Origin of the sequence: Neobacillus sp. SM06, assembly GCF_050496765.1 — a bacterium.
Classification (GTDB): Bacteria; Bacillota; Bacilli; order Bacillales; family Cytobacillaceae; genus JAEVLT01.
Genome location: NZ_JBNWEO010000007.1, coordinates 58567 through 84410, shown reverse-complemented (window position 1 = coordinate 84410; position 25844 = coordinate 58567). Strand labels below are relative to the sequence as shown.

Below are 25844 nucleotides of genomic sequence, written 5' to 3'. Positions count from 1 at the left end.
TATTGAATCAGTCTTTGATTCCATTTTAACATACACAAATTCCGCATGATAATCAGAATTCCAAATTAATTTTTTCAAAATCCTCAACATTCATTACCTCCTGTGGCTATTAGGTAGAGGGGTTTCCTCTCTGACTATATTGCAGGAGGTAATTCGTATGGACGAATTAGTAAAAATCAATTATGAAAATCAACGACCAACCGTACTCGGTCGTGATTTACATGAAGCCTTGGAAGTAAAGACCGCTTATAAAGACTGGTTTCCAAGAATGTGTGAGTACGGATTTGAGGAAGGGTCAGACTTTAGCTCATTTTTGAGCGAAAGTACTGGAGGCAGACCAAGCATAGACCATCAGTTAACAATTGACATGGCAAAAGAGCTATGCATGATACAGCGTACTCCAAAAAGGAAAGAGTGTCGCCAATACTTTCTTGAAATAGAAAGAAGATGGAATTCACCAGAGGCAATCATGGCAAGGGCATTACAGTTTGCCAATCAACAACTAACTCAAGTAAGGAATCAAAATAAAGTGCTTGAAGGTACGGTTGCTGTTCAGAATCAGCAAATTGCAGAAATGAAACCGAAAGTCTCTTATTACGATGTGGTTTTAAATTGCAAAGACCTCATTTCCACATCAGCAATTGCCAAAGATTATGGCAAATCAGCTATTTGGATGAACCGCTATCTTAATAAAAAGGGCGTCCAGTTTAAGCAAGGTGGTATCTGGCTTTTATATCAGAAGCATGCGGAAAAAGGATACACCAGTACTAAGACACATAGCTACCTTGGCAGTAACGGTGAACAGCATACAAAGGTCCATACATATTGGACTCAAAAAGGCAGACTCTTCATTTACGAACTTATGAAGGCGGACGGTATTTTGCCTCAGATAGAAATGGAGGGTGTGTAATGGGAATCAACAAATTTAACCATGAAGGATACCATGACCCAACTCCCCATGAAGCACTAACCAACATAATGAGAAAGGAAAAGGCAGAGAAAAAATCTGCCTTTAAGCCGCTTGTATATATCTGTTCTCCCTATTCCGGTGATGTAGAAGGAAACGTTAAAAAGGCTCGTAACTTTTGTAGATTTGCCTTGGAGAGTAATTGTATCCCAATTGCTCCCCACCTTATGTTTCCGCAGTTTATGGATGATGAAAATTCAGAGGAACGTGAACTTGCCATATTTATGGACATCGTTCTTATGGGCAAATGCTCCGAGGTTTGGGTGCTAGGCAATACCATCTCAAGCGGTATGGCGAGGGAAATTGAAGTAGCCAAGAAACGCAGACAAACGGTCAGGTATTTTAATCCGGAGCATGAGGAGGTTGAAAGCTTATGAAAATTGCAGTAGGCAATAGCCGGATGGATAGAAAATGGAAAAACAAAGATATCTCCTGGGAGTATTTTTGCTCCCGTGTAAAGACGACGCAACGCACTACGGAAACAGTAGAAGAATATCGGAAACTTAAAAAAGGGCAGCAAGATGATATCAAGGATGTGGGCGGCTTTGTCGGAGGACATTTAAAAGAAGGAAGGCGAAAGAAGGGCAATGTTCTATGTCGTTCTTTGCTTACCCTCGATATGGATTACGGTAGACCGAATATCTGGGAGCAAATCAGTCTGCTTTTCGATTTCAAATGTTGCGTTTACTCCACTCATAAGCACACACCAGAAAATCCAAGACTCAGACTTATCGTTCCCCTTGCTCGTGAGATCAGCGAAGAAGAATATGCAGCCGTTGGACGTATGGTGGCAAAAGAAATTGGTATTGATCTTTTCGATGATACGACATATGAAGCCCATCGCCTTATGTATTGGCCATCCACTTCCTCTAACGGTGAATTTGTCTACGAAGAGCAGGATGGAGCATTACTTGACCCGGATATTTATCTTGCAAAATATGAAAACTGGCGAGATACGTCAACTTGGCCAGTATCAAGCAGGCAGTCTGAGGTTATTAATCGCAGTCTTAGAGAACAAGCCGATCCGCTTTTAAAGGAAGGTGTGGTAGGAACTTTCTGTCGTGCCTATTCCGTTCGTGAAGCAATTGATAAATTTTTAGGTGCAGTTTATGCGCCATCTGCTATGGAAGGTCGATATGACTATATTCCAGCTGACAGTAGTGCGGGTGTGATTATCTATGATGATAAATTTGCATACAGCCACCATGCTACTGACCCAGCAAGCGGCCTGCTTCTTAATGCTTTTGATCTCGTTCGTATTCATAAATTCGGCTCTTTAGATGATAGAGCTTCCACTACAACGGCTCCTGGCAGGATGCCGTCTTTTGTGGCAATGTGCGAGTTTGCTATAAAAGATGAAGCGGTAAAAGCTGAGTTCGCAAAGGAGAGACAGGCTCAGGCTGAAGAGGAGTTTAGTGAAGAGGATTGGCAGACAGGTTTGGAACTGGATAAGCAAGGTCGGATAAAAGACACATTGGATAACATTGTCTTGATTATTCGGCATGACAAGGAATTACAGCATATCGCTTTCAACTGCCATCGTGATGGTATTGATGCCAAAGGTGGTCTGCCTTGGGAACAGATCAAGGCTGGTTGGAATGATTCGGATAACGCGCTTCTTAAGGTGTACTTAAGCAGTAAATACGGAGTCTATTCCCCTACCAAGACCAAAGATGCTGTGTTAGCTGTAGCGTCAGAACGAGCCTACCACCCTGTTAAGGAGTATCTCGACTCCCTGCCAAAATGGGATGGTATTAGTCGAGTGGAAAATCTACTCATTGATTATTTCGGTGCAACAGATAATTCCTACACAAAAGCGGTGATTCGCAAAACGATGGTTGCAGCGGTAGCCCGCATTTATAGACCCGGTACAAAGTTTGATAGTGTTCTAATCTTAAACGGGCCTCAAGGTATCGGTAAGTCAACCTTCTTTGCCAAACTTGCTGGAGACTGGTTTTCAGATAGTTTGACTATTACAGATATGAAGGATAAATCCGGGGCTGAGAAACTTCAGGGATATTGGTTACTGGAACTAGGAGAGCTTGCTGGAATGCGTAAGACGGATGTGGAGGTTGTAAAGTCCTTTATTTCAAGGGCGGATGATAAGTACCGTGCCAGTTATGGGGTCAACGTCGAAAGCCATCCCCGTCAATGCGTAATTGTAGGTTCTACCAATGCAGAAAGTGGATTTCTTCGAGATATCACGGGCAACCGCAGATTTTGGCCAGTCCGCATTAACGGTAACGGTAAAAAGAAAGCTTGGCAGATGACCAAAGAGGAAGTACAGCAGATTTGGGCAGAAGCACTAGTTCTTTATGAGAGGGGTGAAAAACTCTACCTTGAAGGTGATGATGTATCCATGGCAACGAGTGAACAGGCTGATGCGATGGAAACAGATGAACGAGAAGGACTAGTTCGTACCTATCTGGATACGCTCTTGCCGGATGATTGGGACACGATGTCTTTGTACGAGCGTAGAAATTTCCTCGGCGGTAGCGAATTTGGCGGCGGCACCCGTGTAGGAACAGTAAAAAGGACCCTTGTCTGCAATATGGAAATTTGGTGTGAGTGTTTCGGTAAAGAGGCATCCATGTTAAAACCATCGGATTCCTATGCCATCGGTGCCATTATGAGAAAGATCAGTGAGTGGAACAAGTACACCGGGAACAAGAATGGTGTTGTGACGTTTCCTGTCTACGGAAAGCAACGAGCTTATTCCCGAGTCGAGGAACAAAGCTAAGTTGTACCTTACCTTGTTCCTATACTTGTTCTTTCCCTAAAGCTAGTAAGGATAAGGAAAATCAACGGTTCGGAACAAGTGGAACAAGAAGTAACCTATTTATTTATAAATAATAAAAAGAAGTAATAGTAGCCTGTGCATACACGCATACACGCGCGTATAGGAAAATTGGGTCAAAGTTGTTTTCTTGTTCCGAGCCTTTTTACATGGGAGGTATTTATGCTTGAAAAATATATCGAAAAGAAACTGGTGACTGAGGTAAAAAAGATGGGAGGCATTGCGGCGAAGTTTGTTAGCCCAGGTTTAGATGGGATGCCAGACCGCCTAGTGCTTTTACCAAATGGAAAGATGGCATTTGTGGAATTAAAGGCTCCCGGAAAGAAACCTCGCCTGTTACAGATTAGAAGAATAAAGCAATTACAGAAGTTAGGCTTTGCCTGCTATGTCATTGATGATGTTAAGCAGATTGGAGGGATACTCGGTGAAATACAATCCTCATAAATATCAGACCTATGCAACGAACTTCATTCTAGAGCATCCCATCGCTGCGGTGTTTTTAGAAATGGGTCTTGGCAAAAGTGTCATTACTCTAACGGCTATATTTGACCTATGTCTTGATCGTTTTGAAATTGGAAAGGTTCTGGTCATTGCTCCACTTCGGGTGGCGAGGGATACTTGGCCAGCTGAGATAAATAAGTGGGAGCATTTAAAAGGACTGGAGTTTTCGGTAGCCATCGGAACAGAACAGGAGCGGTTGGCAGCTCTTAGGAAACCTGCAAGTGTCTATCTTATAAACAGAGAAAATGTTGACTGGTTAGTAAATAAAAGTGGCATCCCTTTTGATTATGACATGGTGGTCATCGATGAACTATCATCCTTTAAGTCCTATGGTGCCAAAAGATTTAAAAGTCTACTAAAAGTCAGACCAAGGGCAAAACGGATTGTGGGTCTTACGGGTACACCATCGAGTAATGGATTAATGGATTTGTGGGCAGAGTTTCGTATTCTTGACATGGGTAAAAGACTCGGCAGGTACATAACTCACTACCGCAATTCCTTCTTTACACCAGATAAACGTAATCAGCAAATCGTATTTTCATATAAACCATTGCCAGGTGCTGAAGATGCCATATATCAGCTCATTTCGGATATTACCATTTCCATGGAGTCGGTGGATTTTCTCAAAATGCCAGAGTGCATGATCAATGAAGTGCCTGTGTATCTAAATGACAAAGAACAATCCGTATATGATCGCTTTCGTGAAGAGATGGTTCTTGAATTTGCTGATGAGGAAATAGATGCCATGAATGCAGCAGTCCTTTCAGGAAAACTTCTGCAAATGGCAAACGGTGCGATCTATGATGATGATAAAAACACTCATATTATCCACGACCGCAAGTTAGATGCTCTTGAGGATTTAATTGAAGGTGCTAACGGAAAACCAGTGCTTATTGCCTATTGGTATAATCACGATTTAGAGCGTATTAAGGCAAAATTCAATGTCAGAGAAATTAAAACTTCCAAGGATATCAAGGATTGGAACAACGGCGATATTTCTGTAGCGGTTATTCATCCTGCATCAGCGGGACACGGTCTCAACTTACAAAGTGGAGGTTCAACGCTTATCTGGTTTGGACTTACTTGGAGTCTAGAACTCTATCAGCAAACAAATGCGAGACTTTGGAGACAAGGTCAAAATGAGACAGTGGTTATTCATCACATTATTACTAAAGGCACGATTGATGAAGATGTTATGAATACCTTGAGACGAAAGGAAAAGACACAATCCGATCTTATTAATGCGGTCAAAGCAAATCTTGGGAAAGCGAGGGATGCTGTTTGATGGACGCTTTTGAAAAACTAGCAAATGCCATTATTCTACAGGCGGTCAAGGATTATCGTTTTGCACTGAAAAGATTAGCAAAGCACCCTCGCAATGATTCTGCTTTATATACGAAACGTGAGGTAGAGTGCTTCTTTCATTCTGGATTGTTCAATGTCCTCACTTCTCTAAACCCTGACATGTTAATTCAACAGCTACAAGAGGAGGTGGTGCGATGATGACAGCTAAGGAATTCTTAAAGCAGGCTTATCGCTTGAATGAATTGATTAATTCCGACCTTGAAGAGTTACAAAACTTAAGGGAACTATCAAGAAGTGTTTCATCCCCCGTTCTTGAGGAAAAAGTCAGTAGAACCAAGAGTACTGACCCACCCTTTGAAAAATATGTGATTAGAATAGTAGACTTGGAGCAACAGATACAACAAGAGGTTGAGCGATTAATAAAGCTGAAATCAGATATCCGTGAAGCGATTAACCAGATGGAAAACGTGGATGAGAAGCTGCTTCTTCGCTACCGATACATTAACTTTCTTAACTGGGAAGAAATCTGTGTTAACCTTAATGTTTCTATGAGAACCGTGCATAGACTCCATTCATCCGCTTTGCAACATTTAAAGGTTCCAAAATAAAAAGGAGTAACCGGAAAATAGTGCAGGAAGAGGGTTAAAAGGCCCTCTTCACCATTACCTTAGTCATTGTATGAAAATTACAGTGATTTAAATAATTAGTTTCTCCTTTTTAATGATTATTAAATTAAAATGAGCTGTCAAAACAACAACTCATTGCTTACCCACTTTGAATACCGACCTAATGCATGATCTCAGTATAAACTTTTACAGTTTTCTGGTAGTTTGAAAGGATTTTCTTTATTGATACGCTCATAAAACATAATTCCATTTAGGTGATCTATTTCATGTTGAATAACAATAGAGGAATAGCCATTGAGTTTTAATATTATTTCTTCTCCTTCTAAATTAAACCCTTTCACTTTAATTCTCTCATATCTTGGTACGAACCCATTTATATCTCGATCAACAGATAGGCACCCTTCACTTGGTGTATGGTGCTACAAGAAGTCAAGACAGTTTTTTTGAAAAATTAAGGTGTATACAAGATTAATTACTTAGATATTTCTATAATACAAAGGTCTTGATCTCCTCTTCCTGTATGGAAATTGAGGGGAATAGCGCCAATTAGACATTGTCCACAGGTGGAGGACATAGTATAAGCGAAGGCGTGGGAGAAATGGTTTCCTCCTACACCCAAGATCACCCCAAAGCGCTGAAATGTTGGTAAAATTTCATCCTCTTCATAAAAGATTGGTTCGTTAGAACGAATCTTTTATGAAGAGGGCAGCAAGCGAAGCGCGGTAGGATTTTTTAAGTTTAGATATAAATATAAGACAACTTTCTTGACGAACACCGCTACTGTTATTCACATGTGGATAACAGTACAACATCCCGGTTATACACAGCAGCTGGTGTATGGTTATCCAATGACTGGTGTGGTAAGTAGTGGTTGTGTAGATGGATATAGCGTTCCACACCTTGCCTCGTTTCTCGCGGGCTAGTATAGTCGTTGATATAAATCTCATTGTACTTCAGGCTACGCCAGAACCGTTCTATAACGATGTTGTCCTTTGCACGGCCTTTGCCATCCATGCTGATGCGGATTTCGTTCTCCTTTAGCAAATCTGTGTACTGTGGGCTGGTAAAGTGGCTCCCTTGATCACTGTTAATAATGGCGGGTTTGCGTTTGGCTAGCGCCCTTCTCATAGTCTCTAATACGAACCCGATTTCAAGGCTTTGATCCAATTGCCAATCCACAATGAAGCGAGAATACCAATCCATGATGGCGTAGAGGTACATCCAGCCTTGCTTCATCCGGATATACGTGATATCCACACTCCAAACCTGGTCGGGCTGAGTAATGTTTAGCCCTCGAAGTAGGTAGGGGTAGATCCGGTGCTGGAGATCCCGTTTGCTAAGGTTCGGAACGGGATAGATAGCCATAATACCCATCTCTCGCATGTACTTTCTTACTGTATTTTCGTGAATAAGATCCCCTTCTCGATTCATAATGGCAGCTATCTTTCGATAGCCCAGAAAAGAATGCTTTGTGTATAGCTCATCAATCCGGTGCTTGAGGCGAATTTCCTCCGGAGAGGGAGGGACCGGCTTATAGTAAAGACTGGTGCGGTTTAGATTAAGTAAATCCGCTTGTACGAGGATGGAGTGTTCGGAGCAATCCCATTCTATGAGATCAATACGCTCTTCACGAGTAAAGTTAGAGGCCAGATTTTTTTTTAAGCCACGACAATTGGGTGGTTAACTTACCAACCTCGGCGTAGAGTTCATTGATTTGTTGTTCATATTCTTTTTTCATTTTGGTGATACCTTTACGATCATCAACAAACAGCTGTGAGAGGTTTTGTACCACCTCGGATTTCCACCGGTTGAGGACATTGGTATGGATCCCATGCTCAGAAGCGAGCTGTGAAACTGACTTTTCTTCCTTTAGGATTTCCAGTACAATTTGCGCTTTTTCTTCTGGGTTAAACTTTCTTCGAGTGGTTGACATACAACTAAGAAACTCCTTTTTTATTGTCTAGTTTATATGTAGCATTATAGAATGACCTACTGGAACCTTGTAACACAGGATGCATCAGCATGGGCATCAGTAGATGAAGCAACACGTGAATTACATGTTTCAATAACAGATGGCGGTCCACATCCCAATGCAGTTCAGATTAACCAAAAAGGGATAGACCTCGTAAAAGGAAATGATTACGAAGCAACTTTTATAGCAAGATCAAATGAACCAAGAACGATTCAAGTGGATTTTAGGAGTCAGGACGGTACAACTAGCTATTCTGGTCCACAAACCGTCGAATTGACTCCAAAAATGGATGAAAAAACAGTTACCTTTACAATGCCGGAAACGGTGACGGACGTGAATGGGCAATTTGTTTTTGACCTTGGAGGACAAAACGGGGATGTTTTCATTGATAATGTTGTCCTAAAAGTGAAAGGCATGCAGCCGCCTGCACAGGAAACCTCTACGGCTGGAATTGATAATGGAACCTTTGACCAAGGGACCGATCACTGGTCTTCGTGGTGGGGGGATCAATGGAGCGGTTATGCTGGCGGAACCTACACTGTAGAAAACGGTCAGTTAAAGGTAGAAATCTCGCAAGTCGGAGGAGCCACTTACTCTCCTCAAGTTTATCAAAAGGACTTGTTGTTTGAAAAAGGTGCGAGTTATACGGTTGAGTTTGATGCAAAAGCAGATATAGCAAGAAAAGTTAACGTCAATATTGGGAAAGAACTCTCATCTGACCCATGGTTTACGGCATATGCACCGACTCAAACCTTTGATTTAACAAGTGAGATGAAAAGATTCAGTTTTACTTTTACTATGATGGAAGAAACCTTCTCAGATGGAAAAATTGTATTTGAATTAGGAAACATTTCAGGCGGTAATGCTGCAACTGCTGTGTACCTGGATAATGTAAGAGTAACAAAAAATTAATTCGTGTTATTGGGGCAGATTGGCGTTTTTTCTGTCCCTTTATACTGGTGTTGGCTATAAAAGAATTATAACCAGGCTGTTTGTGTTTTTTTTCCTTCTGTTTCTGTTTTAGCTGTCCTAGGTATAATGTAGTGTGTGGTGAATGCCATTTAAAGTCGCTGTCGGAAAAGGATTTCAGGTAATGGGAACCCGTAATGTAATGTGGGTTAACATATAAATTCTGGTGTTATAAAAAAGTACCCGTCGCCACCCTAATTTGTCAAATTTAATCGACTTTATTCGGGAGTAAAGGTACTTTTTTATTCAAAGAAGAAATGTGGCATCCGTTCCCAATGCTTCTAAATAAATATTCGATCCAGGTCTAATTTAAAATCGGGAAAAAGATTAACGGTAACTGTATCACCTTTTGTAAAGACTCCTTGAAACTTGTATTGAGCATCGTTTAAAAGATGTATTTCTACAGAATGGTTAACCGGGTCAACAAGCCAGTATTCTTTTACACCTGCTTTTTCGTACAGCTGATATTTCTTCCAACGATCTAACTTAACAGATGAAGGTGAAAGGATTTCGACAATCATATCCGGAGCACCTTTACACCCCTTTTCATCAAGCTTTTCTTTATCGCATACAATCAATAAATCGGGTTGAACAACATTAATTATATCAACGTCCTGTTTGTTATCTGCCAAAAGCCTTACGTCGAAAGGTGCAAAAAAAACTTCACATTCCTTTTCTCTTAGGAAAACGGAAAAAGCTGTAGTTAATTCTCTAAGAACCTGTTGATGCCTGGGTGAAGGGGCAGGGGACATATTGAAAATTTCCCCATCAATTAATTCAAGCCTTTCCCCTTCATTCCATGTTAGATAATCAGCATATGAATATTTCTCTTTTTCGTTCGGAATGGCCATTAAATCATTCCTTTCAACTTATACTTAACCATATTTTATCATAATCGAAAGTATCACACATCTTTTGTCACTATCACTTGGAGTTAAAATGCAAGCCGTGCGCCTTAAACCGTTGCTCGTTACGGAAGAAGGAATGTATCTTTCATTGGGTCTAACGAAGCGGATGGCAATGAAATGGTTCGAATTTGAAGAAATGAGAGGTTAATGGAATTTTTGAAAAGGTATTTAGAGCCCACCTACTGAATGATTAGCGTTGCCCTATAAAGAAAAATATTTTTTAACATACGAGTACATATGATGGAAAAAAGAATTTTATAGATTTATATGATTCTTTTTTTGACTTTAAGAACTTCAGAATCTGTAGATGCTCGAATTATTGGTTATTGACAAATTTGGTCGTTCATGAAATGATATAGACAACCTCATATTGCTTCTGTTGTTATACATCTTTTTAAACCTCTTATTCACAAAAAATCCATGAAAAAATAAATAAATCTAGTATTTTTAAACTACTTCTGATTGAATCTTCATGTTATTCTATTTTGAAAACCCTTTTTCTCCCAAACTGTGTTTATGAAATTTTTTTAAATAAAAAAACAAACCTGAAAGAAGGTGAAGGTAATCAATTAAATGATTTTCTATACTTAAAAATAGCTATGTAAACTTTTTTGCTTCGCAAATCTACTTTTTAAGGAGGATCATTTTTATGGGGCACGATATTTCAGGATACAATAAAAAAGGTGAAGAAATTGCTTATGCCCGTTTCAGCATGGGGAATCGTAATGCGATTATTCTGTACAATTTACTTGAATCAGTTACATCCTATGCAGGAGTTAGCGGTTCAGGCCGCAGTTCCACTTTTTCAAAACAACAAATGGAAAAGTCTTTGCAAGCTTGCAAACAATTTTTCAACAAGAATGCTGCTTCCTTCTCAGGCAATGAATTCTTGGAGTGGGATCAAAAGCAAATCCAAACTTTTATACAAGGCTGTTTAGAAACAGCTCAAAAAGAAGGGGTTGTCAGAGTGTATTTTGGCTAATCTTTTTAAAATCTTTTACTGAAACCTCGATACTGAATGATTAACAAATCCCGCTGCAGAGACTCCTCCAAGAATAAAACCATTCAGAGTACTTCCCGTTTTTTATAAAAATGCACTGACAAACCACATACGGCTTGTGGGGAGCAGTATACAGAAGAGTAATAGCTGCCTCTCCCTGGCCGCATTAAATCTGTTAAAATAGAATGATAAACGCAAGTTATCATTGAATCGGAGGCTTATTTGAAAATGGCCAGAAATACCGACCATTTTCCAGAATGCTGTAAAATAGATCTTGATTCAAAAAACTTCGAGTTTTGTCAATATGATGATTATCATCGACTAGGGATGTACAAGATTGAATCAAAAGGGAAAAAGCGGAATCCTTTGAAAAGATCCGCTTCACCGGATTTCCATTTTTTAATACTATCTATCATAAAAAGGAGAGGGAAAATACTGTCCTGTCTGATAAGGAACTGACCTCAACCAAGGAATATAACTAACCGGGTTCACGGTGATCGCATATTTGAACATATTGTTCATTGTGGAGTCCATACCCATAAAAGACATTGACATCACCATATACATTGCTTTTATTGTGTTAAATTGACTAAATTCTGTTACATAGACAATACGGTTCGCCATTTCACCGATTTGTCCTTCAGTCCATAAAATTCGATCTGCCATAAAGCCAATTTGATTCTCTGTATATAATACACCATTTAAAGCTTGAGTAAATGTGTCTGCCCCCATTTGCCCAACATATACAATTGCATTGCTTGTAGCCACTGCATTTCACCTCCCGATAGTTAGGATACGTATGGGCAATATAAAAGGTGAGGAAAACCTAGGCGTGACCTCAGCGGTAAGAACCCCTTTGTTACCAATTTATTGACTCGTGTTTGACCGTACTTTTGGCCAATGCCTTTTTGGCTCTTCCTTCTATGTACACCAGATCTTCGCTTAACTGGGAATAAGCTCTTATGTACTGACCATTTTGTAACCTCATCCATTCACAACAATTCCATCTTCGTATGCTACCTTCAGCAAAATCGAGACATATAGCCGGAAAGCTGTAACATTAAACCATCATTCATCATTGGAAAATCCTTCGTTAATTTTACCAAGCCGGACATTGAATCAACTCCTATTCGTTTTCTCTCTTTTTATATATGGAACTACTGCATAAAAGGAAAGGGTCATTAAAAAGCTTTTCGACGCAGGTGATCACCCGGACTTTGGATTTAGTTGGGATAAGAAAGGATCACTTCAAAATTTGGTATTTTTTAATGGTTTTGGGCATTTTAAAAGGGAATAGAAAAGAAGAATGAGGTGAAATCGTTTATGGTATCGAAGAGGCATTTTCTGTTTAATCTGTCAATTATTATGATTCCTTGGTTATCGTTAATCTTTATGGGAAAGCGTAGTCTAAAGCGTTATTCTGTTGCAGGCGTTTTTATTGTTGTTTTTGAGATCCTAAATCATCTGTATGGCCATAAGAGAAAGTGGTGGAAATTTTACGATCGGCGAAAATCATTTCTAAAGGATGAGCTCCCCTTTAGTATTGGTCCATATATGCCGGTTTCGATGTGGCTGCTTAAATCTTCTTACGGAAACTTCAAAAAATTTGTCTTGCTCAATGTTATTTCAGATGGGTTCTTTGCCTTTCTTTTGATTGATATTCTTAAAAAATTAAAAATTGTCGCTCTCAATCGGTTAAATCATTTTCAGTTTTTTATCTACCTGCACTACAAAGCGTATTTATTATATGGCGTACAGTATTTATACGAAAAAACAAAAAGAATTAGGGAGCAAACGCTTTGAAATTGTAAAAAATAGTGTAAGGAAGAGCAGGATCAAGTTTTTTTGAAGTGAAAACGTTTTATTCGACCCCATTCAATTCATTCGTTTGTTTTTGCGTTATTTTTATCCTTTACAAGATGGTTTCTTCGGAGTAATATCATGCTCAAAGGAAGCAATTTCATATTCGCCTAATCCTGAAAGGGAACGGAGGAACCACTTTTTTGGGGTTAATTCTACTAATTCGTAGAAGGGATGTAAACTCTTTCGCCATCCTAACCCGTCAGCTAACTTCGTCGGCTAAAAGCGAAGGAGGTCAGAAGACCACCTTTTGAAAGGTGCTTTTTTTGTGTATTTTTTTACAAAAAAAGACATTTTTCATTTTGTGTGGCCTTTTTTTATTGTCAAAATTTTAAAAGGATGTCTGCTAAAGGGAAGGGGTCATTAGTGAATTAACGAAAACAAAAAATGTTGTACTCAGTTAAGATGGATTATTTGGCAAACTTATATTTATTTAATGCCAAGAATATGGGGATACATTAGGAAAGGTGAACGATCATGACATTTAAACGGTTACTATTTGGCCGTCCGTTGAAATCCGAAGAAGCAGAAGGTGAAAAAATGCCGATATGGAAGGCTCTACCGATTCTATCATCGGATGCTCTTTCATCAGTCGCTTATGGAACGGAAATGATTTTGCTTGAACTTGCAACAGTTGGAGCCTTTGCATTCTCTTTTTCCTTGCCGATTGCAGCTGCTATTATTTTGCTAATTACGATTCTCATTATTAGTTATCGGCAAGTGATCGATGCATATCCCCAGGGCGGGGGAGCCTATATGGTTGCAAAAGAAAACTTAGGGGTGATGTGGGGTCGTTTGGCAGGCGTATCGTTGTTGATCGACTACACCTTAACGGTTGCTGTTTCGGTCTCTGCGGGTGTACTTGCGATTACGTCAGCTTTTCCGGCTTTAGCCCAATGGATTGTTCCGATCGGACTTCTTTTTACTTGGTTTATGGTCTGGATGAATCTTCGCGGGACATCGGAATCGGGAAACGTATTTGCCTTGCCTACGTATTTATTTATTTTTTGTATGATTGCTCTGGTTGGAAAAGGCTTATTTGATTGGGCAACGGGTGCAGGATCGGCAGCCTACCGCGTTTCCATTCCTACTGAAATCCCAGCCAGCTTGACGTGGTTTGTTTTGTTAAAGGCCTTCTCATCAGGATGTTCAGCAGTCACCGGGATTGAAGCAATTTCCAATGCTGTACCGCATTTTCGAAATCCGGCTCAGAGAAATGCTAAAAGGACAATGCTCACATTAGGTGCGTTACTGGCAGTAATTTTTGGCGGCGTGACCATTCTTTCGCAAGCTTATTCGATTCAACCGGATCCAACAGGGACGAAGACTGTTTTATCAATGGTTGCAGCGGATGCTTTTGGCAGGGGAGTATTTTTCTATATCATTCAGTTTGCCACTATGCTGATTTTAATATTGGCGGCGAATACAAGTTTTAATGGATTTCCTATTCTGGCATCGATTATGGCACAAGATAAGAATATGCCGAGGATGTTCAGTAATCGAGGGGAAAGGTTGGCTTTTAACTATGGAATCATTACACTCGGTGTATTATCGAGTATCTTATTAATTGTATTTCGTGGCAGAACGGAAGCGTTGATTCCTTTATATGCGATCGGCGTGTTCTTGTCTTTTACGATGGCGCAAATAGGGTTGGTTTTAAAATGGAGCAGAGAAAAGTCTCAAAAATGGAAACGGAAAGCTTTCATTAATGGAGTGGGAGCAGTTGTCACATTCTTCGTTGTCATCATTTTTAGTATAACTAAATTTCAAGAAGGGGCCTGGATCGTCATTATCATCACCCCGCTCTTATTGTTGTTGATCACTCAAATTAACCATCATTATCAAAATGTGGCGAAGCAACTGAAAGTCGATTTAACAGCGCCAATTGAGACAGCGGATACCGTAATCATCATTCCCGTGGCAGGTATTCATAAAGTGGTAGTATCAACCATTGCCTTTGCAAAATCCCTTACTCCGAATGTTGTAGCGTTTTATGTGGCTTTTTCTCCAGAAGATGCGAAAAAAATGGAGGAAAAATGGGAAAAGTGGAATCCAGGAGTGCGCTTGGTAGTCGTCGTTTCGCGTTACCGTACTGTTATTAAGCCGTTAATTGAATTTATCGGACGCGCTGAAAATCGGTATGGTAAAAAAATGAAAATCACTGTGCTCTTACCTGAGTTTATAACACGAAAATGGTGGCATCGCCTTTTACACAATCAATCAGCATTTCGGATCCGTGCGATCCTTTTTGCAAGAAAAGACGTGGTTGTCGCTACCGTTCCATTTCGTTTAAATGATTAAATAAGAAAAGTCCAATGGTGAAGCCATTGGGCTTTTTGTGATGAATAAAAAAGAATAGCCAGGAAAAACTAGTAATATACATTTATTAAGGGGCGCAAAGCATGGAGCAAGTATGTTCGATTTGTGGCAGCGGTAAAGAGAATCATAAAAATGGAGAGTCATTCGTACTGATCATTTGTGACAATTGTTTAAAAAACGAAGACTTGCAGCCTCTATGGGATCACCTTTTTTTTTATTAAAATAAATGGTTTTTTCGATAACTAGAACGGATTTATTGTAGCCAACAGACAACGACCAAGAGCTCCGTTGTCTGTTGGCTATGGAGATATTTTTATAGGATAAATCCAATTTACTTCAATAAATTTTTTCCTTTTTTTACTCTTAAATAGCCATCAATACCCACAGCTTCGAAATATTTTGCCCATTTCATTAAAGCCAAGTTGGTCCAAATGTAGCCGAAGTTGTTAAAGGAGCCGGCGGCAATGAATTGTAAATTCAAGAACATTGCCACTAATGCACCCCAGAAGACTTTAAATCCAAAAATGATTACCAATCCAATTAGGAGTTCAAAAGCTACAACGAGAAAATCAGTAAAGGCAGGCATATTCAAAAAGATATTGTCGGCTATCCAGGCGAACGTCTTGTTTATGCCGAGCGGGTCAAAACGTTGGGCATTCGGACCAATGGCGGCGACCAGCCCTTGGATTTTACCCTGCGCGTTCAGCTTTCCATCACTTAACCACGCTAATTTCTCCCAGCCGGCTTCAAACCATGCCCATCCGTAAATCACCCGTGCAATCGTGAAAACGCCAACGACAATTGCCGATTTCCAATCCTTAAAGACTTTTGATAAGGCATCTGAATAAGTTTGCATAAATGATTCCTCCCAATCATTTTTTGAAGAGAAAATTCTCCCTTCAGCAAAAATATATAAACAGATGCAACAAAAAAGAAATCCAATTGTCGACTAAATTGTGAAATTTAAATGCAAAAGAAAGAAACAGATCCTTGTTTAGGAATGTGAAAAAATAGGAATTCCACCCAATGTATATGGGATAAACTTCGTATTGGATCTTAGTAGTCGTTAGTTTGGTTTGCAAAAAAGCAGAACCCTGTTTGCATGGATTCTGCTTATGAGCAATAGGTTATTTTACTGCAAAATTTCCTGGATTTTTGCCAAGATCAATTGTTCTGGGGCTGCGCCTTCCTGCTCGGCTTTACCATCGTTGATGACGGTTTTCGGCACGCCCATTACATTGTGCTTGTTGGATAAATCCGGAAATTCCATTGCTTCGATCATCTCACCTTTAATGTGAGGATTGATCATTGCCATATGGTGAGCCACGCGAACTGCGCGGGGACAATATGGTCAGGTGGGTGTGATAAAGACGGACAGTGTGACGTCCTCATTAATTTGCTTCAAGGCTTCAATCGTTTCCGGGCTTAAATCTGTATGATTGTTGGCGACGTCAACGATATCTTCAATCAACGTGCTGAATTCATACCCGGAAGGAATCCCGTAAAAATGGACACCCGTATCCTTTTCATCCTCATCGACAAAGACGATGGCAGGGTATTTATCAACCCCAAGCTCGCTTGCCTTAGCGGCATGTGTGTCTTTGTCAAATATTTGCAGATCAATCTTATCCGAGAGCGCTGCCAGTTGTTCCAAAATGTCCTGGGTTTCATCACAATATTGGCAGTTGTCTTTCGAATGAAAGAAGCGAATATGGGCGGTGCCTTCCATTTTTTCGTTGAACATCGTTTGAATCAGCTGTTTATCATTTTCATCAATCTGGGGCACGGTCTCATCTCCTTTTTGAAAAAATTATCTACATAACCGGATGCTTTATCCGATTAGTGTATTCTTTTCGAAAAAATAAACCTACGGGGGTATTTATGTATTACCCTAATTGTACTCGTTTATGCCAAGAAGATCAAATGAGGAAAATTGGCTCAAACTGCTGGAAACCTTTGTAGTTTCTCCATTCTTTTTCTATAGTATTAAATGAAAGGCAAAAATGATTGGGAGAGGTGCTGTACAATGCTGCGAGTTGCGCTGTTAAGCAGATGGCATGTTCATGCCGATGAGTATGCAGGCTATGCAAAGGAAAATTCAAATGTGAAAATTGTGAAGGTATGGGATGAGCAGGAGGAACGAGGCAGAAAATGGGCCAAGGAACTTGGAGTTGTTTTCGAAGGAAAACTGGAAAAGATAATGGCGGATCCTGCCATTGATGCAGTGATGGTTGCTTCGCCGACTTCCATGCACAAAGAGATTATTTTACGTGCTGCAGTGGCTGGCAAACATATTTTTACTGAGAAGATCCTTGCCTTTACTGTGAAGGAGTGCATGGAAATTTATGAAGCAGTTGAACGAAATAAGGTGAAGCTGATGGTCTCTTTGCCAAGGCTGATGGAACCGTATTTTTTATATGCTCACGACGCTATCCAAAATGGGCTAGTTGGCAGGGTCAATACAATCAGATGCAAGGTTGCGCATGATGGGGCGCTGCCTTCCGAAACTCACCCGAATGGCTGGCTGCCGGTATCCTTTTTTGACGAACAACTGTGCGGTGGCGGAGCATTTATCGACTTTGGGGCGCATCCGATTTATCTGACCAATCGGTTAGGCGGAGATGTCAAGCATGTTTCAGCCAATTTGAGTAAATTTGAAAATAAACTAGTGGATGATCATGCTGTTGTGATCGTTGAATATGAATCCGGTGCAATTGGGATTTTGGAAGCATCGTTTGTCACAAGAAAGAGCCCATTCATTCTCGAAGTTTTTGGCACGGAAGGCACGATTTTGGTTGAAGACAGCCATGTGAAAATCAGAAGTACGAAGTTGAATAATGGGCAATGGTTTGAACCGGAGCTGCCTGAAAAAAGGCCAATGGCATTTACTCAGTGGGTAGACTCGATTTTAAATGGAGCAGAAACTGAGATTAAAATGGAAGATGTTGTCCGATTAACGGAGCTGAATGAATTAGCAGCAAAATCGCATCAAGAGGGAAGAAGAATTTTTAGAAATGAAATGGCGGCAGTAGATAATGAGTGTTAGACTTTTGCTAAATGGGTGAGAAGCATTTTTCTAACAAAAAATGGACTATTCCTTTTACAAAAGGAGTAGTCCATCAATATCAATGATTTCAATTTTTTTATTTGGTTTTTGCTTAATATACCCTAGGTCTTCGAATTGCGCGAACTTCCGACTAATGGTTTCCGGGGTTGTTCCTAGGTATGATGCCAAGTCCTTTTTACTCATCGGCAATGTGATTTCGTTTGCCACATGTTCATCCATACACTCTGCTAAAAAGAGCGCAATCCTCGTTTCCACACTTTCAGTGGCAAATCGTGTTGTTTGCTTTTCGGATTCATCGAGCCTATTGGAAAACTCAGTTAGAATTTTTAATGAAATGGCCGGAAATTTATACAAAAGTTTTTGTAAGTCACTTCGTTTGACCATGCAAACTTGGGAATCTTCCATTGTTTGAGCAAATGCTTCATGAACGGTTTCTTTAAATAAAGCAAGTTCTCCCGTATAGGAACCCGGTGTTAAAATTCGAACCAACTGTTCTTTGCCAGATTCCGATAATCGGTAAATCCGTATTTTCCCTTTGTTCACAATATAGAGGGTCTCTGCTGTGTCCCCTGCGTGATAAAGGAATTCCCCTTTTTCGTATGTGGCTGAATAAACCATGTCCATCACTTCTAGTAACTGCTTATTTTCCAAATGATTAAAAATTGGGACGAGTGAAACACAGGATGAAGTGTGGGTATCCGAATGGTTGTGATGGCAGAGTTGACATTCCTTGTTTTCCATTCCATTCACTCCCTAAAATTGGCGCTTACTTTGTTTACCGCATGTTTGAGCAGCAGTGGGTTTGACTCTATTATACTTTTACAACTTGCAATTTGGGGTTAACATTTCGATTTTTTAACTGAAAACGACTTAATCTCATTGCGTTTAAAATAACGATTAAGACACTTGCCTCATGAATAAACATACCAGATGCTAAATGAATCGTATTATTTAATACTCCTATTAGCAGGGTGAACACAATGGCGACGGCGAAGTATGTGTTTTGTTTCATATTGCGAATCGTTGCTTTTGAAAGTGAGAATGCATGTGACAATTGACTAAGCTTATCTGCCATTAAGACGACGTCTGCTGTTTCCATGGAAATGTCTGTGCCGCCTTCACCCATTGCGAGCCCAATATCGGCAATTGCAATGGCCGGGGCATCGTTAATCCCATCACCAGCCATTGCCACGATATGACCAGTTTCTTTTAATTTTTTTACATATTGTACTTTATCCTCTGGCAATAATTCGGCATAAAATTCATCTAAGCCGAGTTTCCTGGCAACTATTTCTGCAGTGTAGCGATTATCCCCGGTGAGCATGATCATTTTTTTGACACCATTTTTCCTCAATTCAGTCAATGAGTCTCGGGCATCTTCACGAATTTGGTCAGCAATTGAAAAAATACCGGCTATTTTTCCATTGACCGCTGCAAAAATAGCCGTGTTTCCGGCCTTTTCACGCATGACTGCATAATCAGACACTTCTTGTGAAATCTCAATCTGTTCCGCTTTCATTAACTTGCGATTTCCTATAATTAATGGAGTGTTTTCCACTATTGCACTGATCCCACTTCCTTTTATAATTTTTCCGTTTTTAATTTCTCCATGAAGGTTAATCCTCCTTGCCTGTGCTTCTTTGACAATGACTTGGCCTAAAGGATGTTCTGAAATCGTTTCGGCTAGCGCAACAAGTCTGAGCAAGGTGTTTGTTTCAAAATTAGTAAAAATTTCTATATCAGTTACTTCCGGTTTTCCTTTCGTTAATGTACCGGTTTTGTCAAATACAAGTGTATCCACCTTGGAGAATCTGTCCATGGTCTCGCCGCCTTTGACAAGAACCCCATTTTTCGCACCATTTCCAATACCTGCCACGGTTGAAACTGGGGCACCGATGACTAAGGCGCCAGGGCAGGCAATAACTAAGAAGGTAATCGCAATGCGAAGATCTTTTGTCAAGAAAAAAACGAGAATCGCTAGGGTGACCACTGCCGGTGTATAAACCTTCGAAAATTGATTGAGAAATTTTTCTGTTTTTGATTTAGCTTGTTGGGCTTCTTCTACTAATTCGATGATTTTAGCAAAAATCGTGTTATCTCCAACTTTTTCTGCAATGATTTCAATATAGCCATTATCAACGAGCGCACCACTGAAAACTTTGTCATGCATTGTTTTGGAAACAGGTGTAGACTCTCCGGTAATAGCTGCTTCATTTATGGTGGCTTGCCCAGAAACAATTTTCCCATCAACGGGAATTTTTCCGCCAGAGCGGATGAGTACTAGGTCGCCTTCAATGACTTTTTCTACTGGAAGAGTGATCGTTTGTGTACCTCGGATCACAATCGCTTCTTGTGGAGCCATTTCGATTAAACTTTTTAACGATGAACGCGTTTTTTCAAGTGTTCGCATTTCTAAATAATCCCCAAACAAGAACAGAAAGGAAACAATAGCAGATTCCGTATATTCTTGAATGTAGATCGCCCCAATAATAGCGATAATGACTAATAAATCAATGCTAAATAGTTTCATTTTGATTGATTGTAAAGCCTTTATCGCAATTGGCATGCCAGCGATAATGGTTGCAAGCATAAGCGCAATTGCGTTCAATTCACTCATTCCAACTCCCTCTAAAAAAAGCCCAATTAGGATAAGAACAAACGAAATAACGATGATGGGCTGTCGAAATCGATTGAAGACAAGGATCATTTTCATTCCTCCTTAGTATCGAAAACTTAGTTTAGATTGAAAAGAAGGCTTACAACCATTCTTCAAACTATTTAAAATAGAGCTGGTTATAAGATAGGGTATCGGGGCGCTCGCTTTCTTTGCTTGCAACTGTTTGCTTGTTGCAAGCAACTATGAAACTTTTGCAGATAGAACTTCGTAGCCTAATTTTTTAATCATATTTTCTAGTTGGTTTGCTTCAATTTGTGATTCATCAAATTCTGTTTTCACCTTACTTAGATTGTATAGAACAACCGCTGTAGTTACACCCTCAGTTTTATTGAGAACTGCCTCAATTTTTTTAATACAAGATGGACATGTTAATGGTTCTAATTGAAATACTGCTTTTGCCATTTGAATAGCCTCCTTTTGGTTTATGGCTTTATTTTAAGCCATCGAATGTCAGAAAAAATTGATGAGGGTCAAGAACCGATTTTTAATCATTTTGATGATTTTTGTGAATTTTAAATTATTGTCAATTGAAAAGAGGATATGAATCAGGAGGGACAAATTACCTGGTGATTTGTCCTGATTTTATGTTATATTAATAAATAACTGTATTTAGATAGAACAAAGGGAGTGAATGAAGTGAAAAAATTTGGAATATTTAGTTTGATTTTACTTTTTACCCTTGTTATCGCTGCTTGTGGTAACAATAATGCGGCAGGCAATAAGGGTGGAACTGAAAAGGTTTATAAAGTGGGTGTTGACACCACTTACCCTCCATTTGAATTTAAAGTCGGTGACGAATACAAAGGAATCGATATTGATTTAATCAATGCCATTGCCAAAAATCAAAAATTTAAAATTCAATTAGTCCCAATGGATTTTGGCGGCATTATTCCGGCCATGCAAGCAAATCAGCTTGACGTTGCCATTGCAGGTATGAGTATTACCGATGAAAGAAAGAAAATCGTGGATTTCTCACAGCCTTATTTTGATGCCGGTTTAACGGTTGTTGTCAAAAAGGACAATACTACCATTAAATCTGTCAACGATTTGAAAGGCAAAAAAGTAGCTGTTAAAAAAGGAACAACTGGTGCCAAATATGCAACAGACAATGCGGCTAAACTAGGGATTAATGTTGTTCAATTTAATGACAGCCCAGCAATGTTCCAGGAAGTAGCCAATGGAAACGCTGATGCCTTGATTGAAGACTATCCTGTTATTTCCTATGCCATTGCCCAAAAAGACCTTGGCTTGAAAATTGTCGGTGACCGCCTAAACGGCGACAAATACGGAATTGCCGTGTTGAAAGGGCAAAATCAGGATTTATTGAAAAAAATCGATAAGGGTCTTGATGAGCTGAAAAAAGACGGAACTTATGACAAAATCATTCAAACGTATTTAGGAAAAAAATAATGGTATCAATTTGTGAAAGGCGCGCATCGTGCGCGCTTTCTTTTTGAAGGAGATGATCGTAATGAATATTATTGCTGCGGCTTTGCCGATGCTGCTTAAAGGATTACAAGTAACGGTTTATATTTTTATTATTGCGATCCTATTGGGTTTTCTAATTGGTTTAATTATGGCACTGTTTCGCTTGTCGCCTATTAAAATTCTAAACTGGATTGCCAAAGTTTACGTTGATGCGATCCGGGGAACGCCCTTTATTGTTCAATTGTTTTTCATTTATTTTGGCGTCAATTCCTTGCATCTTGTTTCTTTAGATAATATGACCGCTGGGATTATCACTGTTGCGATTAATGCCGGTGCCTATTTTGCCGAGATTATCCGCGCAGGGATTCAATCAATTGACAAGGGGCAAACAGAAGCTGCCCGCTCCATCGGTCTGACGAGCTCTCAGGCGATGCGGTATGTGATCTTGCCGCAGGCATTTAGAAGAATGCTGCCAACGATTACAAATCAATCAATTATCAGCTTAAAAGATACGTCACTTTTATCTGTTATCGGGATTGCTGATTTGACTCAGCAAGGACAAATTCAAGCTTCAGCTACGTTTGAGGCCTTCAAAATTTGGCTCGCTGTTGGTGTGATTTATTTCATCGTTATTTATTTACTGTCACTGCTTGCGAATTTTGTAGAAAGGAAGTTTGAACTTCGATGAGCATTATTAAAGTGAGAAACTTAAGAAAGTCGTATGGCGATCATGAAGTGTTAAAAGACATTAATGCTGAAATTCAGGAAAAAGAAGTCATTTGTGTCATCGGGCCTTCCGGTTCGGGTAAAAGTACATTTCTACGCTGTTTGAACCGCCTTGAAGAAATCACAGGCGGCGAAGTCATCATCAATGGCCACCATATTACCGATCCAAAGATCAATATGAATAAAGTTCGGCAAGAGGTCGGGATGGTTTTTCAACAATTCAACCTTTTCCCGCATATGACGGTTTTAGAAAATATCACATTAGGTCCAATCAAGATTCGCGGCCAAGCAAAAGACGAAGCAGAAAAAACGGCGCTTGAACTGCTTGAAAAGGTAGGATTGCGCGAACGGGCAAAAAGCTATCCGGGAGAGCTTTCCGGCGGTCAAAAACAGCGGGTTGCAATCGCAAGGGCGCTCGCCATGCGGCCAAAAATCATGCTGTTTGATGAGCCAACTTCTGCGTTGGATCCCGAAATGGTCGGCGATGTTCTGGAAGTCATGAAGCAGCTGGCAAAAGAAGGCATGACCATGGTCGTTGTCACACATGAAATGGGCTTTGCCCGGGAAGTAGGCGACCGTGTCATCTTCATGGACGGCGGCTACATCGTAGAAGAAAACAAACCAAATGAATTATTCAGCAACCCCCAGCACGAGCGAACCAAATCCTTTTTGAGCAAAGTGCTGTAAATCCAAAAAGGTGCGTTGCAAAGTTCCAAAACTCATGCAAAGTTATCCCTGCATAAAAATTGATCATTTAAAGAAAAAACCGGGTATCGCTTTTGCGATTCCTGGTTTTTTTGATAGTATTTTATTTCCTCTCCACATATTCCCGAACCATTTCAGGTGTTACAAGTTTACGACTGGGAACAATTCCTAGTTTGGCAAGTTCATTTATTTGCTTCGTCACTTCGTTAATTTTCTCGGTTGAAAAAGCTTTGCCCTCCTTGCATCGTTGAACGGCTTCTTCAATATAAAGCTCCCGCTGTTGATCAAGGGCGATAAATTCGTTTATCCGTTTATTTTGCTTATTGACATGGTTTGTGATCGCTTGATGAACACTCATTTCGTTCACTCCGATTTCTGTATCTTTTTTTATCATTGTAACAACTAAAATAGGATAAGTTAAGCCAAAATAAGAATGTACCAAAATCAGTTTGAAAAAAACTGAAAATTTAGGTCTTTGGATTTTATTTTTTCCATTTTTCGTACTATAATGTGTATTAAAGCTGTCACAAAAACGTCAAAAATTAAGAAACGAAAGGGGAACAATGGGATGATTCGTATGGCTTTGTCAGGGGTGCTTGGTTTTATTCTACTGTATATTGAATCGGTGATCGTTATGCAGCTTAAAGGAATGGGAACGATTGAATTTGGTGGAATTGCTCCATTTATTAACGTTTGGGCAATGAATTTCTTTTTTGTATTCGCAATTCTTACACAAGTTGGAAATTGGATTGAAAACAGAGTGGCATTAAAAGGAGAGAAGGATGAATTATTTTAAATAAAAAAGCGCCTCGGCTTCAAGTTCAACTTAGAGCAGAGACGCTTTTTATTTTATTTGATTATAAGCTACGCGCCTTGTTTTATTGATTCATCCTGTTTAAATACAGTTTTGCGGATATAAGGGATCACCCAGCGGTCTAAACCGAATTTTCCAGCATTGTATCCGGCAAATACGATGAACATTCCAATCAAGATGTCCCATGGGTTGGAAGAAACTGTACCAGCCATAACATAAGAGAAGTTCATTACCAGTGCGAAAAACATTGCTGCAGTCGTTAAGCATCCTAAGATAAGGCCTAATCCAACTAAAAATTCTCCCCAAGGCACAAGTACGTTAAAAATACCGGAGTTTGGAAGTGCAAAGCTTTTTAAGAAACCAACATACGTGCTATAAACAATACTGCCATCCGGGCCTTTTACCGGATTGGCAACGGCGCCTTTTAGAAAGCCTGAAGCATCGAATCCACCGGTGATTTTGTGAAATCCTGCTGTCAGCCACTCGTAGCCTAAGTACAGACGTAGAAGTGCTAAAATCCCTGAAGCGATCGTATTTTCTCTCAACCATTTAACCATGAAACTCACTCCTTTTTAAATTTTTTATAATGATATATTAAGTACACTGTCAATATAGCAAATTAATCCAATAAAAAGGGGGATTTATTCAGAGTTTCACTATTTTGTCAAAATGGTTTGAACAAAGTATGAACTGTCCACAGGCTTTCCTGATCCGCTGCGGATAAAATCTTTTTTTGATTAACACGATAAAACTGTTCATTACTATTATAGCAATTAGATTGGCCAAATGATTAAACCTAATAAAATAATTTCGTTCAAATTAGTAGATATCTCCGTATTTAGGGATACTTGTTTTTAAGTATACAGGGGGAAAAGTATGGTTTTGCTGACACACTAGATGGTAGATTTGTCCGAAAAGTGACAAATACGGATAAAAGGTGGAATTCCGCGGATACAAGTCGAAAACCCGCGGATAAAAGTAAAAAATCCGTGGATACCTGGACAAGTTTCGCGGATAAAAGCAGAATTTCCGCGGATACGAGTGGGACAGTTGCCACGCCAGCAGGTAGATTTGTCCGAAAAGTGACAAATACGGATAAAAGGTGGAATTCCGCGGATACAAGGCGAAAACCCGCGGATAAAAGTAAAAAATCCGCGGATACCTGGACAAGTTTCGCGGATAAAAGCAGAATTTCCGCGGATA

At 39.8% G+C, this 25844-nt stretch carries 26 protein-coding genes, 2 pseudogenes and 1 riboswitch; of the genes and pseudogenes, 16 read left to right on the top strand and 12 right to left on the bottom strand.

The features are described from left to right. Nucleotides 1-157: 157 nt before the first annotated feature. From ACQYAD_RS01550 to ACQYAD_RS01520, 7 genes are all read left to right on the top strand, one after another. Nucleotides 158-910, top strand: coding sequence for a phage antirepressor KilAC domain-containing protein (locus ACQYAD_RS01550; protein WP_430234842.1), 753 nt, complete (start codon nucleotides 158-160; stop codon nucleotides 908-910). Continuing rightward, on the top strand, nucleotides 910-1344 hold the full coding sequence (locus tag ACQYAD_RS01545; protein ID WP_430234840.1) for a DUF4406 domain-containing protein: 435 nt from the start codon (nucleotides 910-912) through the stop codon (nucleotides 1342-1344). The genes ACQYAD_RS01550 and ACQYAD_RS01545 overlap by 1 nt, the downstream gene beginning before the upstream one ends. Continuing rightward, on the top strand, nucleotides 1341-3707 hold the full coding sequence (locus ACQYAD_RS01540; RefSeq protein WP_430234838.1) for a VapE domain-containing protein: 2367 nt from the start codon (nucleotides 1341-1343) through the stop codon (nucleotides 3705-3707). The genes ACQYAD_RS01545 and ACQYAD_RS01540 overlap by 4 nt, the downstream gene beginning before the upstream one ends. Nucleotides 3708-3926: 219 nt before the next feature. Continuing rightward, the gene (locus ACQYAD_RS01535; protein ID WP_430234836.1) at nucleotides 3927-4208 is read left to right on the top strand and encodes a VRR-NUC domain-containing protein; all 282 of its coding nucleotides are present in this window, start codon (nucleotides 3927-3929) and stop codon (nucleotides 4206-4208) included. Next, nucleotides 4189-5550: a DEAD/DEAH box helicase gene (locus ACQYAD_RS01530; RefSeq protein WP_262447326.1), complete on the top strand. Its 1362-nt coding sequence runs from the start codon at nucleotides 4189-4191 to the stop codon at nucleotides 5548-5550. The genes ACQYAD_RS01535 and ACQYAD_RS01530 overlap by 20 nt, the downstream gene beginning before the upstream one ends. After that, nucleotides 5550-5768 carry a hypothetical protein gene (locus ACQYAD_RS01525; protein WP_019155136.1) on the top strand — a complete coding sequence of 73 codons (219 nt, stop codon included), beginning with the start codon at nucleotides 5550-5552 and terminating at the stop codon, nucleotides 5766-5768. The genes ACQYAD_RS01530 and ACQYAD_RS01525 overlap by 1 nt, the downstream gene beginning before the upstream one ends. Further along, nucleotides 5765-6178 (top strand): DUF1492 domain-containing protein, encoded by a 414-nt coding sequence (locus ACQYAD_RS01520; protein WP_320074564.1) that lies wholly within the window; start codon nucleotides 5765-5767, stop codon nucleotides 6176-6178. The genes ACQYAD_RS01525 and ACQYAD_RS01520 overlap by 4 nt, the downstream gene beginning before the upstream one ends. A 191-nt stretch (nucleotides 6179-6369) precedes the next feature. Here the strand turns inward: ACQYAD_RS01520 and ACQYAD_RS01515 are convergent. Further along, nucleotides 6370-6600 (bottom strand): annotated as a pseudogene (locus ACQYAD_RS01515) (peptide deformylase); the annotation flags it as partial. 379 nt (nucleotides 6601-6979) lie between these two features. Continuing rightward, nucleotides 6980-8129, bottom strand: a protein-coding gene (locus ACQYAD_RS01510) for an IS3 family transposase (RefSeq protein WP_430234833.1) whose coding sequence is annotated in 2 segments (ribosomal slippage) — nucleotides 6980-7856 and nucleotides 7855-8129 — 1152 coding nt in all. Because the reading frame shifts where the segments join, the coding sequence is not laid out codon by codon here. A 51-nt stretch (nucleotides 8130-8180) separates the two neighbouring features. On the opposite strand from ACQYAD_RS01510, the gene ACQYAD_RS01505 reads away from it, so the two are divergent. After that, on the top strand, nucleotides 8181-9080 hold the full coding sequence (locus ACQYAD_RS01505) for a carbohydrate binding domain-containing protein (RefSeq protein ID WP_430234831.1): 900 nt from the start codon (nucleotides 8181-8183) through the stop codon (nucleotides 9078-9080). Nucleotides 9081-9418: 338 nt separating this feature from the next. Here the strand turns inward: ACQYAD_RS01505 and ACQYAD_RS01500 are convergent, their stop codons facing one another. Beyond that, nucleotides 9419-9988, bottom strand: coding sequence for a Uma2 family endonuclease (locus ACQYAD_RS01500; protein WP_430234829.1), 570 nt, complete (start codon nucleotides 9986-9988; stop codon nucleotides 9419-9421). 706 nt (nucleotides 9989-10694) lie between these two features. On the opposite strand from ACQYAD_RS01500, the gene ACQYAD_RS01495 reads away from it, so the two are divergent. Then, on the top strand, nucleotides 10695-11027 hold the full coding sequence (locus ACQYAD_RS01495; RefSeq protein WP_430234827.1) for a hypothetical protein: 333 nt from the start codon (nucleotides 10695-10697) through the stop codon (nucleotides 11025-11027). A 423-nt stretch (nucleotides 11028-11450) separates the two neighbouring features. On the opposite strand, the gene ACQYAD_RS01490 is transcribed toward ACQYAD_RS01495, so the two are convergent. Beyond that, nucleotides 11451-11813, bottom strand: a complete 363-nt coding sequence (locus tag ACQYAD_RS01490; protein ID WP_430234825.1) for a hypothetical protein — start codon at nucleotides 11811-11813, stop codon at nucleotides 11451-11453. A 555-nt stretch (nucleotides 11814-12368) separates the two neighbouring features. On the opposite strand from ACQYAD_RS01490, the gene ACQYAD_RS01485 reads away from it, so the two are divergent. Both ACQYAD_RS01485 and ACQYAD_RS01480 read left to right on the top strand, forming a co-directional pair. Further along, nucleotides 12369-12848, top strand: a complete 480-nt coding sequence (locus ACQYAD_RS01485) for a hypothetical protein (RefSeq protein WP_430234823.1) — start codon at nucleotides 12369-12371, stop codon at nucleotides 12846-12848. A gap of 154 nt (nucleotides 12849-13002) precedes the next feature. After that, a riboswitch (cyclic di-AMP (ydaO/yuaA leader) is annotated at nucleotides 13003-13141 on the top strand. Nucleotides 13142-13382: 241 nt separating this feature from the next. Beyond that, complete coding sequence (locus ACQYAD_RS01480) at nucleotides 13383-15206, top strand: APC family permease (protein ID WP_430234821.1); 1824 nt, start codon at nucleotides 13383-13385, stop codon at nucleotides 15204-15206. Nucleotides 15207-15555: 349 nt separating this feature from the next. On the opposite strand, the gene ACQYAD_RS01475 is transcribed toward ACQYAD_RS01480, so the two are convergent. The 3 genes and pseudogenes from ACQYAD_RS01475 to ACQYAD_RS01465 all read right to left on the bottom strand — a co-directional run bounded on the left by ACQYAD_RS01475 (nucleotide 15556) and on the right by ACQYAD_RS01465 (nucleotide 17010). After that, nucleotides 15556-16080, bottom strand: a complete 525-nt coding sequence (locus ACQYAD_RS01475; RefSeq protein WP_430234819.1) for a DoxX family membrane protein — start codon at nucleotides 16078-16080, stop codon at nucleotides 15556-15558. A gap of 276 nt (nucleotides 16081-16356) precedes the next feature. Beyond that, nucleotides 16357-16563: pseudogene (locus ACQYAD_RS01470) on the bottom strand (thioredoxin family protein); the annotation flags it as partial. Between the two features lie 12 nt (nucleotides 16564-16575). Further along, nucleotides 16576-17010, bottom strand: coding sequence for a hypothetical protein (locus tag ACQYAD_RS01465; RefSeq protein ID WP_430234817.1), 435 nt, complete (start codon nucleotides 17008-17010; stop codon nucleotides 16576-16578). A gap of 240 nt (nucleotides 17011-17250) precedes the next feature. Between ACQYAD_RS01465 and ACQYAD_RS01460 the strand changes: the two genes are divergently transcribed. Continuing rightward, a complete protein-coding gene (locus ACQYAD_RS01460) occupies nucleotides 17251-18270 on the top strand; it encodes a Gfo/Idh/MocA family protein (RefSeq protein ID WP_430234815.1) in 1020 nt (339 codons plus the stop codon). Between the two features lie 54 nt (nucleotides 18271-18324). On the opposite strand, the gene ACQYAD_RS01455 is transcribed toward ACQYAD_RS01460, so the two are convergent. The 3 genes from ACQYAD_RS01455 to ACQYAD_RS01445 form a co-directional block, all read right to left on the bottom strand. Then, nucleotides 18325-19032 carry a Crp/Fnr family transcriptional regulator gene (locus ACQYAD_RS01455; RefSeq protein ID WP_430234813.1) on the bottom strand — a complete coding sequence of 236 codons (708 nt, stop codon included), beginning with the start codon at nucleotides 19030-19032 and terminating at the stop codon, nucleotides 18325-18327. Between the two features lie 70 nt (nucleotides 19033-19102). Continuing rightward, complete coding sequence (locus ACQYAD_RS01450) at nucleotides 19103-20998, bottom strand: heavy metal translocating P-type ATPase (RefSeq protein ID WP_430234811.1); 1896 nt, start codon at nucleotides 20996-20998, stop codon at nucleotides 19103-19105. A 150-nt stretch (nucleotides 20999-21148) separates the two neighbouring features. After that, a complete protein-coding gene (locus ACQYAD_RS01445) occupies nucleotides 21149-21370 on the bottom strand; it encodes a heavy-metal-associated domain-containing protein (RefSeq protein WP_430234809.1) in 222 nt (73 codons plus the stop codon). A gap of 234 nt (nucleotides 21371-21604) precedes the next feature. Between ACQYAD_RS01445 and ACQYAD_RS01440 the strand changes: the two genes are divergently transcribed. From ACQYAD_RS01440 to ACQYAD_RS01430, 3 genes are all read left to right on the top strand, one after another. Then, entirely contained in the window at nucleotides 21605-22378 is a 774-nt protein-coding gene (locus ACQYAD_RS01440; RefSeq protein WP_430234807.1) for a transporter substrate-binding domain-containing protein, read from the top strand. A gap of 61 nt (nucleotides 22379-22439) precedes the next feature. Continuing rightward, nucleotides 22440-23084 (top strand): amino acid ABC transporter permease, encoded by a 645-nt coding sequence (locus ACQYAD_RS01435; protein WP_430234805.1) that lies wholly within the window; start codon nucleotides 22440-22442, stop codon nucleotides 23082-23084. Beyond that, nucleotides 23081-23809 carry an amino acid ABC transporter ATP-binding protein gene (locus tag ACQYAD_RS01430; RefSeq protein ID WP_430234803.1) on the top strand — a complete coding sequence of 243 codons (729 nt, stop codon included), beginning with the start codon at nucleotides 23081-23083 and terminating at the stop codon, nucleotides 23807-23809. The genes ACQYAD_RS01435 and ACQYAD_RS01430 overlap by 4 nt, the downstream gene beginning before the upstream one ends. Before the next feature lie 121 nt (nucleotides 23810-23930). On the opposite strand, the gene ACQYAD_RS01425 is transcribed toward ACQYAD_RS01430, so the two are convergent. After that, the gene (locus tag ACQYAD_RS01425; RefSeq protein WP_430234801.1) at nucleotides 23931-24185 is read right to left on the bottom strand and encodes a YpbS family protein; all 255 of its coding nucleotides are present in this window, start codon (nucleotides 24183-24185) and stop codon (nucleotides 23931-23933) included. A gap of 210 nt (nucleotides 24186-24395) precedes the next feature. Here ACQYAD_RS01425 and ACQYAD_RS01420 point away from each other — a divergent pair, with 210 nt between their 5' ends. After that, nucleotides 24396-24623 carry a hypothetical protein gene (locus ACQYAD_RS01420; RefSeq protein ID WP_430234799.1) on the top strand — a complete coding sequence of 76 codons (228 nt, stop codon included), beginning with the start codon at nucleotides 24396-24398 and terminating at the stop codon, nucleotides 24621-24623. A 68-nt stretch (nucleotides 24624-24691) separates the two neighbouring features. Here ACQYAD_RS01420 and ACQYAD_RS01415 read toward each other — a convergent pair whose 3' ends face one another. Then, nucleotides 24692-25198, bottom strand: a complete 507-nt coding sequence (locus tag ACQYAD_RS01415; RefSeq protein ID WP_430234797.1) for a DoxX family protein — start codon at nucleotides 25196-25198, stop codon at nucleotides 24692-24694. Nucleotides 25199-25844: the final 646 nt, after the last annotated feature.

Coding starts and splice junctions, on each gene's coding strand:
- ACQYAD_RS01520 (WP_320074564.1), top strand. CDS start 5,765: ATGATGACAGCTAAGGAATTCTTAAAGCAGGCTTATCGCTTGAATGAA.
- ACQYAD_RS01485 (WP_430234823.1), top strand. CDS start 12,369: ATGGTATCGAAGAGGCATTTTCTGTTTAATCTGTCAATTATTATGATT.
- ACQYAD_RS01425 (WP_430234801.1), bottom strand. CDS start 24,185: ATGAGTGTTCATCAAGCGATCACAAACCATGTCAATAAGCAAAATAAA.
- ACQYAD_RS01480 (WP_430234821.1), top strand. CDS start 13,383: ATGACATTTAAACGGTTACTATTTGGCCGTCCGTTGAAATCCGAAGAA.
- ACQYAD_RS01415 (WP_430234797.1), bottom strand. CDS start 25,198: ATGGTTAAATGGTTGAGAGAAAATACGATCGCTTCAGGGATTTTAGCA.
- ACQYAD_RS01495 (WP_430234827.1), top strand. CDS start 10,695: ATGGGGCACGATATTTCAGGATACAATAAAAAAGGTGAAGAAATTGCT.
- ACQYAD_RS01550 (WP_430234842.1), top strand. CDS start 158: ATGGACGAATTAGTAAAAATCAATTATGAAAATCAACGACCAACCGTA.
- ACQYAD_RS01450 (WP_430234811.1), bottom strand. CDS start 20,998: ATGATCCTTGTCTTCAATCGATTTCGACAGCCCATCATCGTTATTTCG.
- ACQYAD_RS01500 (WP_430234829.1), bottom strand. CDS start 9,988: ATGGCCATTCCGAACGAAAAAGAGAAATATTCATATGCTGATTATCTA.
- ACQYAD_RS01535 (WP_430234836.1), top strand. CDS start 3,927: ATGCTTGAAAAATATATCGAAAAGAAACTGGTGACTGAGGTAAAAAAG.
- ACQYAD_RS01545 (WP_430234840.1), top strand. CDS start 910: ATGGGAATCAACAAATTTAACCATGAAGGATACCATGACCCAACTCCC.
- ACQYAD_RS01445 (WP_430234809.1), bottom strand. CDS start 21,370: ATGGCAAAAGCAGTATTTCAATTAGAACCATTAACATGTCCATCTTGT.
- ACQYAD_RS01525 (WP_019155136.1), top strand. CDS start 5,550: ATGGACGCTTTTGAAAAACTAGCAAATGCCATTATTCTACAGGCGGTC.
- ACQYAD_RS01420 (WP_430234799.1), top strand. CDS start 24,396: ATGATTCGTATGGCTTTGTCAGGGGTGCTTGGTTTTATTCTACTGTAT.
- ACQYAD_RS01540 (WP_430234838.1), top strand. CDS start 1,341: ATGAAAATTGCAGTAGGCAATAGCCGGATGGATAGAAAATGGAAAAAC.
- ACQYAD_RS01475 (WP_430234819.1), bottom strand. CDS start 16,080: ATGCAAACTTATTCAGATGCCTTATCAAAAGTCTTTAAGGATTGGAAA.
- ACQYAD_RS01505 (WP_430234831.1), top strand. CDS start 8,181: ATGACCTACTGGAACCTTGTAACACAGGATGCATCAGCATGGGCATCA.
- ACQYAD_RS01460 (WP_430234815.1), top strand. CDS start 17,251: ATGCTGCGAGTTGCGCTGTTAAGCAGATGGCATGTTCATGCCGATGAG.
- ACQYAD_RS01455 (WP_430234813.1), bottom strand. CDS start 19,032: ATGGAAAACAAGGAATGTCAACTCTGCCATCACAACCATTCGGATACC.
- ACQYAD_RS01435 (WP_430234805.1), top strand. CDS start 22,440: ATGAATATTATTGCTGCGGCTTTGCCGATGCTGCTTAAAGGATTACAA.
- ACQYAD_RS01430 (WP_430234803.1), top strand. CDS start 23,081: ATGAGCATTATTAAAGTGAGAAACTTAAGAAAGTCGTATGGCGATCAT.